The organism is Corynebacterium phoceense (assembly GCF_900092335.1).
GTDB classification, from domain to species: Bacteria; Actinomycetota; Actinomycetes; order Mycobacteriales; family Mycobacteriaceae; genus Corynebacterium; species Corynebacterium phoceense.
Genome location: NZ_LT596208.1, coordinates 331728 through 346861 on the forward strand (window position 1 = coordinate 331728; position 15134 = coordinate 346861).

Below are 15134 nucleotides of genomic sequence, written 5' to 3' on the forward strand. Positions count from 1 at the left end.
CAGCCGCAGCGACGGCCAATATCGCGGTGGGCAACCCCCGCGGTGCGACGGTGCTCGAAAACATTGGCGGGCTCACGGTGCGTGCGCTCACCGATACCGTCGTGTGCGTCACCGGCGCCGTCGCCCGCGTCAAGCTGGGCACCATGCCGGTTCACCTCGCCCGCCCCGTGCTCGTCACAGCGGGCCAGACGCTCACCATCGACAATGCGACGCTGGGCCTACGCTCCTACGTCGCGGTTCGCGGCGGCATCGTCGCCGACGCCGAGCTCGGCTCATCCGCCACTGACATCCTCTCCGGCCTCGGCCCAGACCCCGTCCACAAGGGCGACGTCATCGGCGTGTTGCCGCGCTCGACGNTTCTCCTTGAACTCGACGGAATACTTTCTAGGCATAGTTCAATCCTTCCTTAGCTGAGGTAGGAACTAAACCCAGGACGCTTCAGACAGGAAGACAGGAATAAGCCATACCGAAGCCAGCGACTAGTTCCACTGTCCTTTCGGACGGCGGGAACGGACATAAACATAGCCCGCCCACTCGGGTGGACGGACTATGAATCTTCGGTGCCCTGGGGTGGAACTGCTAACAACGTAATGGGGAGAGAGGGGGAGAGAAGGGTGTCCCCCGCAAACAATGCCGATCTCGGTGCCCGCGTTAATCGCGTCCCGAACTGATTTTCCACCCGCTTGCTGCTTTGCGTTGCTGCCAGAAGTGACGGTAGATACCGGGGACATCGGAAAGCTCAGAATGCGTGCCTAGCTGGCTGACTTGCCCGTGTTCATCCAAGACTACGATTTGATCAGCAGATTTGATTGTATCCAGCTTATGGGCGATGACAATAAAAGTAGATTGCTCCCGTAGCTCGTCCATCGCAGCAAGAATGTTTGCCTCATTTTCTGCATCGAGCGCGGAGGTAGCCTCATCAAAGAGTACAATCGGCGCTTGTTTGAGAAGCGCGCGAGCTACAGATACGCGCTGGCGTTCACCACCGGATAGAAGCCGCCCGCCTTCACCAACAGGAGTATGCCACCCTAGGCGGTTGGCAATAGAAGTCACGCCTGAAAGATCAGCTGCGCGGAAGACTTCCTCATCGGAGGCGTCGGGACGACCAACGCGGATATTAGCGATTAACGAGTCGTCGAAGAGGTAAACGTCCTGAAAGACCATGGACAGTCTGGACATTAACTGTTCGGTTCCAAGCTCGCGGATATCTACGCCGTCAACCATCACCGCCCCGGAATCTACATCCCAGAATCGCGAAATAAGGCGCGCAATTGTGGTCTTTCCGGAGCCAGAAGGACCGACAATGGCGGTAACGGTGCCTGGTCGAGCATGGAAAGTGACATCTACCAATACTGGTTTATCGCCGTATCCAAACGTGACATTAAGCAGCTCGACATTTCCCGAACCATCGCCTAGGCGCGGAGTAGTGGGTTCTGGCAGGGAAGGGGCATCGGTGATGAGCTCAGTTTCTGTGAGCGCGATACGGCCGGCATCTAAACCGACGAAAGAAGAACCCAGCTGTTCAAGCGTGCGGGTAAACCTCAAGCTGATTCCGATGATCGCAATTGTTTCTAGTGGCGATAGGGCGCCTTCAACGGCAAGATCCGCGGAGACCATAATGAGAGCCACAATGAAGATCTGCACTACTATGCCGTTGAGTAGCAAAGCTAATGTGGATACCCATAGCTCGCGTATTCGTGCTTTATGGTCGATTTCTAGCGCTTGCTCTAGTGGCGCAAAAACTTGTGATTGTCCTGCCGCGCGCAGGGCTGGTTGACGGTTAGCAAATTCTACGATGCGCTGGGAGAGCTCTTTACTCGGCCCCAGTGCGCGGTTCGATGCTTTCTCACGAATCCATGCAGCCAACTGCATCACCACGAGCGCCAATGGTGCGATGATAAGAAGGACCAAGCCCAGCTTCGGGTTCCAGAAACACGCTCCTACTAACAAGGTGACAAGTGCCGCGCTATCGCGGTATATCGTTCCTTGAATATGCGCAATGGTCTCGGCCGCCACCATAAAGCGATCTGAAACGAGGCGAGATAGGCCGCCGGTATTAGCCGGTACGAACCAGCCGAGCGGTAGCGTTGCTAATTTATCGCCCACAGTCGTGTGCGCGGCTCGGATGAAATCCAAGGCCGTGTGGTAAGAGGCCATGGTTGCGAAAAATCGTAGCGCAAAAGCTACGAGCGCAATTGCCAAAAGCGTCCACATCCATGGTGCGATCGTCGTATCCCCATCGAGTGCCTTTGTAAGTGGCACGAGCGTGAGAACGGCGAGGCCATCAAGCACGCCAACGATAAGCGATAGACAAGCATACCTTTTATTGAGCTTATGGCCTACAGGACTTTGCAGCTTTTTGACACTGCGAGTGAGTAGCGGATCACGAAGACGCGAACTAACAGGCGTAGTGGCATTAGACATGAGAATTATCCTTCATAGGCTTGAGGCAGATTATTTGGTCTGCTCCTTGGATGGACTCCGGCTTGTGGGCGATGACTAAGACGGTCTTGCCTCTGACGAGTGTGGCTAGAGCTGCTTGAATTTCTGCTTCGCAGTCAGGATCAGTTGCCGCAGTAGCTTCATCCAGGATCAAGATTGGGGCATTGGTAATGATTGCCCGGGCAATAGAAATGCGTTGCTGTTGTCCACCGGATAAAGAGGTGTCCTCACCAACAACGGTGTCGAGCCCAGCCGGTAAAGCGCGAATATCAGCAGCTATGTGCGCAGCCTCTGCGGCTTGCCAGATCTCTTCATCGCGGGCTTCTGGGCGTGCAAGGCGAATGTTTTCCCGAATACTCATACGCAGTAAGTGAGGATCTTGTAAGACGAAAGCCACAGTGCGGTACAAACTGTCGAAAGTGAGATCACGGATATCCACGTTGTTGATAGTGATTGTGCCCGAATCTGGATCCTGGAAACGCGCCAGCATCGTTGCTGCTGTGGATTTGCCAGACCCGGAGGGGCCAATCAATGCCGTGACAGTGCCTGCATTTAGTTGCGCAGAAAAGTCTTGGAGGACTGGTGTGTCTGGGGCGTAGCTAAAGCTGACCTTATGGAACTCCACCTCCATGTCTTGACTACTGGCATCGAGGCTCTTTTGGCCTTCTTTCACATGGGAAATTGTCATGACTTCATCAAGGCGCAACGCCGCATTGCCAGCGAGCTGGTAAGACCACATCATTTGGCCGACGGTTTGAATCGTGCCTGGGAGCACCAGCGCAATTAACGTTGTTGCGATGACTTCAGCGACCGTGACATAGCCACCAGCTATCAGCAGGGAACCGACTCCTAGATTGATAAGGATGAGGACAGGAACCGCCACCACAGACTCTGAGATTGCGGAAACACGCAGAAGCGGACGTACCCACTCGTAATAGAATTCCGCGAATTTTTGGGCAGCTTCGCGATATCGAGCGTGGGCTTTGCCAACGGTGCCGAAAGCCTTGACGACGGAAATACCTTCGGAGAACTCCACCGCAGTCGCAGAGACCTCACCCAGATAATTATCCATTTCCGCAGTTTTTGTGCCCATATCTTTCATTGAATATGCTTGGATTGCTAGGAAAATGGGCACAGTGGCAATAGAAAGTAGACCAAGGCGCCAATCCAAGATAAAGGCATAAACCAGAAGCGCGAGGGGCGTAAAGATCGCGGCGACCTTCTCTACAGGAGCATGGGCTGTCAGGGTGTGCAGAGTTAACGTATCGTCCTCGACGGCTTTGCGGACTTTGCCGGAATTAGTCTGGCTAAACCACGAGAGTGGTGCTTTCGCAATAGCGGTAATAATTCGGCGCCGGTTAATCCCCACCAGCTTTGCATCAGCGAAGTGGGTGATTGCAAGGGCAAGGAAATAGAAGAATAGCTGGCCCAAAAATGCAGCAAGTAGCCATTTCACAATGGACGCGACGTCATCAGTTTTGCCGTCGATTAGAGCATTTCCCAGTGCCACCAACGCGACGTAGGGTGCTACGGCGAGTACCGAGGATATAAGCGCGAGAAACTGTGCGAAGTAGATGGTTGTTTGCACTGGGGCCAGTAGTTTTTTTAGAGCGACCTGGCCGGCTTTTAGCTTTGCGTGAGCCTCTTCTTCCGGTGACGCACCGTGTGATTCTGGTGCGTGGGTTCCGCTTGATTCTGTGGAACTTTGTTTTAGTTCAGACATTTCTTTCTCAATTCTTGTTGATGTCAGTCATATCGATGATTCTGGTGACTGATTCTTGGATGAATTCGTGGTCATGGGTGATGACGATGACCACTGCTCCGCTTGCTGCAAGAGATCGAAGTAGCGCAGAGATGGATTGCAGTTGGCGCCAGCCCACGCCAGAGGTAGGTTCATCGAAGATGTAGATCGCTGCTTGCTCGGCTTGGGCTGAAGCTATGGCTAAGCGTTGCCGTTGCCCACCGGACAGAGACTGCGGATGCCGTTGGGCCATTCCTGCCAGATCGAGGCGATGGAGAATCTCATTGACATCGATGTGGTCCCGCTTCTTCTTTGCCAGTCCGAGCGTGACTTCTTCTTCGGTGGTGGCTGCGAATAATTGGCGGCCAACATCTTGCATCACCATGTACGCGGCACGTCTGCGGGCAGCCGCTCCTACTCGTTTGCTGTTCAAACGGAGACTACCGCCGCGTTTGGGAGAAGCAAGACCACAAATGATCCTGGCGAGGGTGGTTTTTCCAGCGCCGTTGGGCCCGATTAAGGCGGTGACTTCGCCGCTGGGGAAAAATGCGTGGTCAATGTTTAATACCTCATGTGCGCCATAAGAAAAACAGATGTTGCTTAGCTCGAGTCCGCTCCGCTGGGGATCGGCGTTTTCGAGCGTGGGTGGTACCGGCACGCTCGCGGGCAGGGGAACATGGTGTAAGCTGCGTAGCCCCAATTGTTTGCGTTCGGGTTCGTCTAAGGCATAAAACTCCTGAGCGCGGAAACTCCGCGTTATTTTTCCCTGAGTCAAGTAAATAACTTGGTCAGCGATATCTTTTAAGAAAAAGAGACGGTGATCAGCGATAATGATCGTTGTGCCTAATTCCTTCAAGCGGTGTAGCACGCGTGCAAGAATATCGATGCTTTCCATGGAGAGATTGGACGTGGGTTCATCGAGAAGCACGAGACTGCCCGGGGACACAAGCGCGCATGCGCATGCCACGGTTTGTAACTGCCCACCGGATAGTTCTTTGAATCGCCGGCCCCGAAGATCGTTAATGCCTAGTAGCTCGACCGCTGATTGAATCCTCGACTCAATTTCTTTGGGATCTACACCAAGGTTTTCTAGCCCGAAGGCCAATTCTGCATTGACGCTTTCAGTGAAAAATTGTGTCCTTGGATTCTGGAATACTGAGGCGCTGAACTCGATGGCTCGGGACAGCGGTTCTTCCGCAGGGGTAAAAGCCTGGTCATCCTTTATAATAGTGATGGTGCCTAGTAGCTCTCCTGGATTGAAATGGGGGATGAGTCCGTTGATCAACTTGAGTACCGTGGACTTTCCCGATCCGGAATCACCGGTAATCAGTAGACACTGTCCTGGAGAGACAGAAAAAGACACATCAGATACACCTTGAATGCCTGGCCGAGCTCCCAATGGATATGTAAAAGAAACGTTGTGGGCGTCTACGCTGGTTGCGATACTGCGTTCGTTCATAAGTGGACCTCCGTGGGAAGCCAGACAGAGGCAACAACGAGGCCCAACCCAGCTAGTGCAGTTGCATCGACAAGCTTGAAGGAAAGATCGGCGGTGGTGGTTGGGCGTGCGGGTCCTCCCAATCCCCGGACAAGAGCAGAGGCAGCGAGCTCATCACCAGCGCGGACGACGGCACCTAATAAGGGGATGATCAACATCGCGGACGATTGTGTGGGCTGTGTGATCCAGCTTTTTACTCCAGGCTGGAGACCCCGAAGGACCATGGCATCGCGGATGGCTTTGGCTTCTGCCACGATGATCGGCAAAACGCGCAGGAATACCGCCGGTGGAATGGTGACCCAGCCTGGTAAACGCAGGTCCCGCAGTGCTGAGGTCAACGTGGATGGTGCGAGAGTGAGCAAGCCGAATGCGCCGATGGACATGCTGATGACAAAACGGCTTAGCCACGAAAAAATTGCCGCTGAAAAAGCGAAAAATGTGGAGCCAGGAAGCTGTAATAGGCCCCAATACCCTAGATAGGATAATGCAAAAGCGAACAGACATATAAGACCATAGTGTGGCTTTACTGTAGCTAGTGCGATGGAGCTGAAGGCGATAGAAATCAGCAGTGTCGGTAGGTGGCCGTGGCTGAGAGCTACCGCATTGATTACTAGAACAGAAAGCAGCACGGTCCGTGGATCGATCGAAGATCGACGAAGCACGCCCTGTTTTTGCAGGCTCACAGGAGACCAGCGCTTTCAAAGTGTTTGCGGCTGACGCGAACTCCGACCTTTCCTCCGATAAAGCCGATGATGAGCGCACAAATGGTCAGTACTCCAATGGTCCATGGCTGGAAGATATCCGACATAGCATCGGCATATTCTTGACCCATTTGGTCTGCGATATCGACGTAGTAGGAGTCCGTATCCAGAATTAGCGGGATAAAAGGCATAGAAATCCAGACACAGAAGACGCTGTAGGCAATAGGGAAGGATTTGGCAATACTGAGGTGGCTTTTTGTAATAATCAAATCCGCGATAAACCCTAGAATTATGCTTCCCAGCAGGGTCCAGAAGTAGTGTCCGGTGAGCATGAATGCTAGTCCGTTAATACCACCGACGAGGGTGAAAGCACCCATTTTGGGCGTGCGGGCGGCATAAAGCGCTAGCACGATTCCGTTTGCGATTGCCGCGATGAACCATCCAATAAACATGAATTGTGGTCCTGCGAATCCAATCATTCCGCTTACAAAGGTGATTACAAAGTAAAGTGCAGCAAAGATACCAGCATTGATGAGATCTCTGGTGTTTAAACGTGCCGTCGCCCCACTGGATGAGCTTGTACTCCGTGCGGGCGTAGAGGACTGTTGGGTCATAGTAAACCTCGATTCATGAACAGATGGAAAGGCAAGCCTTACCTAATACAGATAGTGCTGTATATAAACTATTTCTAGTTTTGATCTGAAGATTCACCCTTAATGGGGGCGAATGTAGATAAGCGGACATCAAGCACGCCTTTCCACCCCAGCAGTGCCCTCTTTTTTCTATCGGGTGGCGTGCACAATGACCAAAGCTTGGCTTCTTGGAGATGCGGACGGTATAAGCGAGTATTTCTCCATTCCGCGTCGCGCCATTCCACGGGAACCTGAGGCGCTAGTACATGCCAAACGCACTCTGCTCTCTCTCGTCCACGAATATGCTCCACGTGAGCTCAAAGAAGAGTTCGTATCTACGCTGGGAACACAGGTGCGGATGGGTCCGCTGTTTGCTGATCACCTCACCGAATTTGGCCGTGATCACTGGGATATTGACGCCGCCCGCCAGCACTGTCCCAGCCTGCAGCGTGCCTGGCTGCGTCTAACTGCCGCTGCTTCTTCCAGCACAGCTCGCTAATCCCTCAGTTTTCCACCGAACTTACAAGGTATATTTCTGCCATGCCCACTTCCTTGCTCGCCGCCCTGCCCGGCATCCTCACCGCCGCACGCGAAGAGGCTGAGCAGGCGAAGGCCGCGGCCGCGCCACTCACGGACGCCGAGGGCACCATCCTGCACGGCGACAATCTGCAGGCCCTCGCGGGGCTTCTCGCCGGAGGTGCGGCGGGCACGGTCGGCCTCATCTACATCGATCCGCCCTTCGACTCCCGCGCGGAGTACGCGGCGACGGTTACGGTGCCTCTCTCCGATGGACGCGCCGTCGACATCACGCGGCCGGCGTATAAGGACTCGTGGGGGCACGGCGGCATCGGAAAGCTGAGCGCTACGGATGCCAGCACAGCGGCCTATCTGGGGATGCTTGCGCCGCGGCTTATCCTCATGCGCGAGCTCCTCGCGGAGTCCGGCTCCATCATGGTGCACCTCGACTGGCACGTGGGCCATTATGTGCGCGTGCTGCTCGACGAGATATTCGGGCGCGAATGCTTCATCAATGAGCTGGTGTGGCGCTACGGCAAAATGAGTCGGACTACGCGCCGCTTTCCGCAGAACCATGACACGATTTACTTCTATGCACGCGACCCGCACCGCTATTACTTCCAGCCGGTCAAGGGCGCGGAAAGCGAATACAAGAAGCGTTACGCGCGACGGCTGCGCGGAGACAAGCTCTACTGGGGCGACGTCAAGGAGAGCACGGATCGGCTCATCGCGGGCCGCGCGCGCAAACGAGTGAAGGAACTCGGACGCGAACTGGTCGATGAAGACGTGCTCTTCGACTTCACTTCGGAGTTCAAAGTGCAGGACGACGTCTTTTACGACATCTCGATTATCAAAGGCAATGCCGCGGAACGTTTGGGTTACGACACCCAAAAGCCGGAGAAGCTACTCGCCCGGCTCATCGAGGCTGCGTGCCCGCCCGGTGGGCTCGTCGCTGACTTCTTTGGCGGTTCGGGCACGACGGCCGCGGTGGCGCAGCGCACCGGCCGACGGTTTATCACGGGTGATGTGGGCGCGGCGGCGGTGAGCGTCATGCGCGCGCGGTTAGGCGTACCGATACGCGCTCTTGTCGACGCCGCGGAAGCCCAGGTCATTGACGCGCAGGTTCGCGTCCTCGATGGGCGCTTGGCTCTGGTCGACTTTGCGTATCGCGACGTTTCCGCGGTCGCGGCGGCGTTGGGCCTTGACGAGGAGAACGCACGGAAACTAGCGGAGATTCATGAAGCGGAGCCGCTGGCGCTCGCGGCCACGTGGACGGTAAGTACTGCGGATGGCACGGAGATCTATTCGGGACCCGTCGCACCCGTGGAGGGCCCCGGCGCGCAGGTCGAAGTCAGCGATGTCTTTGGACACCGCGCGACGATCTACCTCTAGGACATATGAGCGGCCTCTGCGTCCATGGATCCGGGGCTTATATGTGCTGAACGTAGATCATGATGTCGCGAGTGGGGGTAGTCATGCGGGAGTGCAGAGCGTAACGGCCTTCACAATATGGGGTGACGCGGGCTACACTACACAACATATTGTTCAACAATCCCGCCCGGGACCTCAGGGCGTCACAGTAGAAAGGACCGGCCCCACATGAGCGCGCTGCGCATTGACCTCAACGCCGACCTCGGAGAGACCACCGCAGGCAACCCCGTCGCGGACGACGCGGCGATGCTGGAGATGGTCTCCTCGGCCAACGTCGCCACCGGCTTCCATGCGGGCGATGCCCACTCCATCGCGCAGACCGTCCGCGCGGCCGCCGAGCGCGACGTCGTCATCGGCGCGCACGTGGGCTACAACGATATGGCTGGCTTTGGCCGCCGCTTTATCGAGTACCAGCCGGAGGAGCTTGCAGACGAGGTCACCTACCAGATTGGCGCGCTCGACGCCCTGGCCCGCGCGGCTGGCACGAAGGTCGCTTACGTCAAGCCGCACGGAGCGATGTACAACGCGATCGTCCACCACGAGGCGCAGGCCAAGGCCGTTGTGGACGGCGTCAAGGCCTTCGGCGATATCCCGCTCATGCTCCTGCCCGGCGGCGTCGCCGTCGACATCGCAGAGAAGAATGGCCTGACCGTCATCCGCGAGGCCTTCGCGGACCGCAACTACAACCCGGACGGCACGCTCGTCTCCCGCACGTTGGACTACGCGGTGCTCGAAACCCCCGAGGAGGTCACGGCGCGCGTGCTCCAGGTCGCAGAGACCGGCTCGGTTACCGCCTACGACGGCACGCGCCTCGACGTCGACGCGCAGTCCATCTGTACCCACGGCGACTCGCAGGGCGCGGTGAACATGCTGCGCAGCGTCGTGGCAACGCTCAAGGATAAGGGCATCGACGTGCGGAGCTTCATCTAATGCGTATCCATCCCGTGGGCACGCGCGCGCTGCTCATCGACTTAGACGGCTTGGACCAGGTCATGACGTGGCATGGTGCACTCGAGTCCGAGCCGCTGCGCGACCAGGTCGACTGCATCGCCGCCGCGACCACGCTCCTGCTCACCTTTGAAACCCCCAACGCCGCCGCCGAGGCCGCGCGTTTCCTCCCCAGCTTCGAGNGGACGCGCAGCTCGCCAACCCGCTGCGCGTCACCGAGGAAAGCGGCCGCACCGTCGGCCGTCTGCGCTGCGTGCTCGGCCCGCGCGACGACTGGTTCCCGGCCGACGCCGTGCACGCCTTCACGGAGACCGAATGGACCGTCACGCCGGATTCCAACCGCGTGGGTCTGCGCCTCGACTCCGAGGTCACCCTCGAGCGCAACCGCTACGAGGAGCTGCCCTCCGAGGGCATGGTCGCGGGCTCTGTCCAGATTCCGCCTAACGGCAAGCCCGTGGTCTTCCTGCGCGACCACGCCGTCACCGGCGGCTACCCCGTCGTGGCGACGGTACTAGAAGAAGACATTGATATCGCGGCCCAGCTCCCGCCGGGGGCCCGCGTCCGCTTCGAGATTGTGGAGAAGTAAAAACATGAAGATTCAGACCGTGCTCATCGCCAACCGCGGCGAGATCGCCGTGCGTATTGCGCGCACCGCCCGCGACCTTGGCATGAAGTCCATCGCCATCTACTCCGAGGCCGACGCCGGTGCCCTGCACACGCAGGTCGCGGACGAGGCCTACGCCCTGCCGGGCAACACCGCGGCGAATACGTACATGAACGTCCCCGCCATCCTCGATATCGCGGTGCGCGCTGGCGCGGACGCCGTCCACCCGGGCTACGGCTTCCTGTCGGAGAACTCCGAGTTCGCCCGCGCCGTCACCGGCGCCGGCCTGACCTGGGTCGGCCCCTCGCCGGACGCCATCGACTTGCTCGGCGACAAGATTGCGGCCCGCCGCGTCGCCGAGGAGGTCGGCGCCCCGCTGGCGCCGGGTACCTCGGACCCCATCGACGACTGGCAGGAGGCCCGCGAGTTCGCGCAGAAGCACGGCCTCCCCATCGCGATTAAGGCGGCCTACGGCGGCGGCGGACGCGGCCTCAAGGTCGTCGACGATCTCGAGTCCATCGAGGGCGCCTTCAACTCCGCCGGCCGCGAGGCCCGCGAGGCCTTCGGCCGCGCCGAGTGCTACGTCGAGAAATTCCTCACCCACCCGCGCCACGTCGAGGCCCAGGTCATCGCGGATACCCACGGCAACGTCGTCGTGCTCGGCACGCGCGACTGCTCCACGCAGCGCCGCTTCCAGAAGCTCGTCGAGGAGGCCCCGGCCCCGGGGCTCACTGACGCCCAGCGCGAGGGCATCATCGAGGGCGCCCGCGCCATCTGCCAGAAGGTCGGCTACACCGGCGCCGGCACCGTCGAGTACATCGTCTCTGAGGACGGCACCATCTCCTTCCTCGAGGTCAACACCCGCGTCCAGGTCGAGCACCCCGTCACCGAGGTCGTCACCGGCGTCGACATCATCGCCGAGCAATTCCGCGTCGCCGCGGGCGAGGAACTCTCGCTCACCGAGGATCCCGCCTCCCACGGTCACGCCTTCGAGTTCCGCATCAACGCCGAGGACATCCTCAACGGCTTTGCGCCCTGCCCTGGCACCATCGTCGCCTTTGAGCCGCCCACCGGCCCCGGCATCCGCGTCGACGCCGCCGTGCGCTCCGGCTCCATCGTGCCGCCGTACTACGACTCGCTCATCGCCAAGCTCATCGTGTGGGGCCCGACGCGCGAGGTCGCTCTACGCCGCGCGCAGCAGGCACTCACGGAGTTCACCATCAACGGCGTGCGCACCGTGCTCCCCTTCCACCGCGACATGGTCCACGAGCCCGCCCTCGTGAACCTCGACTCCGGCACGGGCGTCTACACCGACTGGGTTGACCACAACTACCGCCCGGGCGGCGCCGTGCAGTCCGCGCCGGTCGAGTCCATCTACGCCCAGCGCCGCACCGTCGCCGTGGAGATCGACGGCAAGCTCGTCAACATCGGCTTCCCCGCCGAGCTCTTCACCGCGCCTTCCGATGCCCCCTCCTCCGCACCGTCTACCGGCGCCGCCCCCACCGACGAGAACGCCGTCACCAGCCCCTTCCAGGCCAACCTCGTGGACTGGCACGTCGCCAACGGCGCGCAGGTCAGCGAGGGCGATGTCATCGCCACCGTCGAGGCCATGAAGATGGAATCCACCATCAAGGCCCCGCACACCGGCACCATCACGCTCCAGGCGAAGCCGGGAGACAAGCTCACGCCCAGCACGGTCATCGCCACCATCGCCTAAGTCGGTGAATCCAGGCTCGGACTCCGTCGCCGTAGAGTAAGGTCAAACGCATGCTTGCTGACACCGTGACCTCTGCCCTGCGCGAGGCTATCTCCGATGGCGAGTTCGAGCCTGGCCAACAGCTCAGCGAAATCCGCGCCGCCGAACGCTTCGATTGCTCGCGCAATACCCTGCGCGAAGCTTTCGCCATGCTCGGCGCACAAGGCTTGGTCCACCGCAAGCCCAACCGCGGCGTCTTCCTCGCTGTCCCGGACGCAGAATTCGTGCGCGATCTTTATCTGGCCCGCGCGGCCCTCGAACCCGCTGGCGTGCGGTGGGGCACGTTCGACGACCCCGGCGCACTGGTCACGCTCACGGCCTCGGCGCGCGAGCACCTGGACGAGCCCGGCCACGCAATGGTGTCGAATATCAACCAGCGCTTCCACCGTGCCCTCGTGGCGAGCCTGGGCAGCGTCTCGCTCGACCGCGAGATGTCCAACCTGCTCGCCCGCATGCGTCTGAGCTTCCTGCGCGTCATCCCCCGCTACCCCGATCTCCACGCCTCCCACATCGACGGCAACGTGGAGCTTGCCACGCTCATTGCCGAAGGCAAGCGCGAGGACGCCGCGGAGCTTTCCCGCGCGACGCTGCTGGGCACGCTCGACAAGATCCTCGCCGTACTGGACTAGCTCTCGCCCTCTGTGTCACTGCCAAAATCGCCACATCTGCGCCGATTTTTCGCGCGTTGAGGCAACGAGCCCTGTACTACGGCACCTGGTATTCGAGGTCCCGCGCGTTGGTCACGAGCATCGTGCCGGGCTGGTGCGTAATCGCCAGGCTCGGCTTGGATTCCATGACGATGGCCTGCGGGGTCACGCCGCACGCCCAAAAGACCGGCACGGTGCCCGCTGGGATATCGACGGCCTCGCCGAAGTCTGGCTGCGTGAGGTCCGCAATTCCGATGGCGGCCGGGTCGCCCACGTGCACGGGCGCGCCGTGAACGGACGGGTAGCGCGAGGTAATCCGCACCGCGTCGGCGACCTGGGCGGCCGGGATGGGGCGCATGGACACGACCATGGGTCCGGAGAACACACCCGCCGGGGTCGTGGGGATGGTCGTGCGGTACATGGGCACGTTGCGACCCTGCTCGATGTGCGCGACGGGCACGCCGTTGTCGAGGAGAGCCGTCTCAAAGGTAAAGGAACAGCCGATAAGGAACGCGACCATGTCCTGGGACCAGTAGGCGGTGGCATCGGAAGGCTCGGCGATGAGCTCGCCGTCACGGAAGACGCGGTAGCCGGGGATATCGGTCCGGATGTCGCCGCCGGGCAGGAGCTCGGAGGAATACTGCCCTGCCTCGAGGACACCCACGATGGGGCACGGCTTGGGGTTACGCTGCGCAAAAAGCAGAAAATCGAAGGCGTATTCCTGGGGCACGGCAAGCAGATTGGCTTGCATGTAGCCGCGCGCCAGGCCCGCTGTCGTGGTGAGCGCCTGGGTGCGCGCTGCGGCGCGAACCTCTTCGGGAATCATCATTATGCCCACAGCGCCGTGATGCCGGAGAAGGCCTTGACGCCGATGAAGATGGTGAGCAGCCAGGCCAGCAAGCCGATGCCCAGCAGCCACGCAGGGTACTTATAACCGCCCAGTAGGTCGCGGCGGCGCCAGGCGACCCACATGACGACGGCAAAGCCGATGGGAAGGATAAGGCCGTTGAAGGCACCGGCGAAGATGAGGAGCTTCTGCGGAGCGGAGTTCATGATGGCGAATGCGACGGTGCACACGACGATGAAGGCGACCGTTAGGAAGTTGCGGGTGCGCGGGGCGACCTGCTGCGTGGTGACGAAGGAGATGGAGGTGTAGGACGCACCGATGACCGAGGACAGGCCCGCGGCGAAGAGGACGACGCCGAAGGCGCGGAGGCCGAACTGGCCGGCGGCCTGGAAGAAGGCGTCCGCAGCCGTGTTCTCCTTGGAGAGGGTCACGCCGGTGGCGACGACGCCGAGGATGGCGAGGAAGAGCAGGACGCGCATGATGCCGGTGATGATGATGCCCCACACGGAGGTCTGCGTGATGTTCTTGATATTCTCCGGTCCGGTGAGTCCGGAGTCGATAAGGCGGTGGGCGCCAGCGAACGTGATGTAGCCGCCCACAGTGCCGCCCACGAGCGTGGTGATGACGAAGAAGTCGATCTCCTCGGGCAGGAACGTATTCTTCAAGGCCTCGCCGACCGGCGGCTGGGAGACGATGGCAACGTAGAGCATGAGCAGGATCATGATGGCGCCGAGCGCGGCGACGAGACGGTCGAGAGCCACGCCCGCGCGCTTGGACAGGAAGATGAACACGGCGATGGCTGCGGCGATGATGCCGCCCCAGCGCGCGTCGATGCCGAGCATCGCGTTGACGCCCAGGCCCGCGCCGGCGATATTGCCGATGTTGAAGACGAGGCCGCCGATGAAGACGAAGACCGCCATGCCCCAGCCGAGGCCCGGCAGGACGGTGTTGCCCAGCTCGTTGGCGCGCAGGCCGGAGACGGCGAGGACGCGCCAGACGTTGAGCTGCACCGCGATGTCGACGAGGATCGACAGGAGGATGGCAAACGCGAAGGCCGCGCCCATCTGGACGGTAAAGACCGAGGTCTGGGTGAGGAAGCCCGGACCGATGGCCGAGGTGGCCATGAGGAACATGGCACCGGCCATGGCGCCGATGCCCTTGGGCGGATTCTTCTGGACGGGCGTTGCCGTTGTTTCCGTGCTCACGGTGGACTCCTTTGAGTGATGAGGGTCGCAGAGGTGTGTGATGTCGATCATCATAGAGGTTTGTTCAACAATCTGTAAATAGGGTGGGGCGGGCCACTCCCCCGCTGCGTCGAGAACCAGGGTGCGCAGCGGGGACGCGGACCTGAATCGCACAGGCGGGCGCGGT

At 59.9% G+C, this 15134-nt stretch carries 12 protein-coding genes and 2 pseudogenes; 7 read left to right on the plus strand and 7 right to left on the minus strand.

What is annotated here, in order from left to right; translation table 11 throughout:
* A pseudogene (locus tag BN9444_RS05750) lies at positions 1-368 on the plus strand (5-oxoprolinase subunit C family protein); the annotation flags it as partial.
* 283 nt (positions 369-651) lie between these two features.
* Here BN9444_RS05750 and BN9444_RS05755 read toward each other — a convergent pair.
* Genes BN9444_RS05755 through BN9444_RS05770 form a run of 5 tightly spaced genes read right to left on the minus strand, consistent with a single transcriptional unit; the run spans position 652 to position 6996 of the window.
* Positions 652-2424 carry an ABC transporter ATP-binding protein gene (locus BN9444_RS05755; protein ID WP_066510967.1) on the minus strand — a complete coding sequence of 591 codons (1773 nt, stop codon included), beginning with the start codon at positions 2422-2424 and terminating at the stop codon, positions 652-654.
* Positions 2417-4165 (minus strand): ABC transporter ATP-binding protein, encoded by a 1749-nt coding sequence (locus tag BN9444_RS05760; RefSeq protein WP_068801573.1) that lies wholly within the window; start codon positions 4163-4165, stop codon positions 2417-2419. Before BN9444_RS05760 ends, BN9444_RS05755 begins: the two co-directional genes overlap by 8 nt.
* Positions 4166-4172: 7 nt before the next feature.
* Positions 4173-5642, minus strand: coding sequence for an ABC transporter ATP-binding protein (locus BN9444_RS05765; RefSeq protein WP_012714930.1), 1470 nt, complete (start codon positions 5640-5642; stop codon positions 4173-4175).
* The gene (locus BN9444_RS13525) at positions 5639-6364 is read right to left on the minus strand and encodes an energy-coupling factor transporter transmembrane component T family protein (RefSeq protein ID WP_077210048.1); all 726 of its coding nucleotides are present in this window, start codon (positions 6362-6364) and stop codon (positions 5639-5641) included. Before BN9444_RS13525 ends, BN9444_RS05765 begins: the two co-directional genes overlap by 4 nt.
* The gene (locus BN9444_RS05770; RefSeq protein ID WP_066510962.1) at positions 6361-6996 is read right to left on the minus strand and encodes an MptD family putative ECF transporter S component; all 636 of its coding nucleotides are present in this window, start codon (positions 6994-6996) and stop codon (positions 6361-6363) included. The genes BN9444_RS13525 and BN9444_RS05770 overlap by 4 nt, the downstream gene beginning before the upstream one ends.
* A gap of 187 nt (positions 6997-7183) precedes the next feature.
* Here BN9444_RS05770 and BN9444_RS14195 point away from each other — a divergent pair, with 187 nt between their 5' ends.
* The 6 genes and pseudogenes from BN9444_RS14195 to BN9444_RS05795 all read left to right on the plus strand — a co-directional run bounded on the left by BN9444_RS14195 (position 7184) and on the right by BN9444_RS05795 (position 12898).
* On the plus strand, positions 7184-7513 hold the full coding sequence (locus BN9444_RS14195) for a hypothetical protein (RefSeq protein WP_141681502.1): 330 nt from the start codon (positions 7184-7186) through the stop codon (positions 7511-7513).
* A 41-nt stretch (positions 7514-7554) separates the two neighbouring features.
* On the plus strand, positions 7555-8922 hold the full coding sequence (locus BN9444_RS05775) for a DNA methyltransferase (RefSeq protein WP_066510960.1): 1368 nt from the start codon (positions 7555-7557) through the stop codon (positions 8920-8922).
* 207 nt (positions 8923-9129) lie between these two features.
* Positions 9130-9891 (plus strand): LamB/YcsF family protein, encoded by a 762-nt coding sequence (locus tag BN9444_RS05780; protein ID WP_066510956.1) that lies wholly within the window; start codon positions 9130-9132, stop codon positions 9889-9891.
* 202 nt (positions 9892-10093) lie between these two features.
* A pseudogene (locus BN9444_RS14725) lies at positions 10094-10495 on the plus strand (5-oxoprolinase subunit C family protein); the annotation flags it as partial.
* Positions 10496-10499: 4 nt separating this feature from the next.
* Entirely contained in the window at positions 10500-12230 is a 1731-nt protein-coding gene (locus tag BN9444_RS05790; RefSeq protein WP_068801575.1) for an acetyl/propionyl/methylcrotonyl-CoA carboxylase subunit alpha, read from the plus strand.
* Between the two features lie 50 nt (positions 12231-12280).
* Positions 12281-12898, plus strand: a complete 618-nt coding sequence (locus tag BN9444_RS05795) for a GntR family transcriptional regulator (protein WP_066485258.1) — start codon at positions 12281-12283, stop codon at positions 12896-12898.
* 76 nt (positions 12899-12974) lie between these two features.
* Here the strand turns inward: BN9444_RS05795 and BN9444_RS05800 are convergent, their stop codons facing one another.
* A complete protein-coding gene (locus tag BN9444_RS05800; protein WP_066485252.1) occupies positions 12975-13745 on the minus strand; it encodes a putative hydro-lyase in 771 nt (256 codons plus the stop codon).
* Positions 13745-14908 carry an NRAMP family divalent metal transporter gene (locus BN9444_RS05805; protein ID WP_196131523.1) on the minus strand — a complete coding sequence of 388 codons (1164 nt, stop codon included), beginning with the start codon at positions 14906-14908 and terminating at the stop codon, positions 13745-13747. Before BN9444_RS05805 ends, BN9444_RS05800 begins: the two co-directional genes overlap by 1 nt.
* Positions 14909-15134 lie beyond the last annotated feature (226 nt).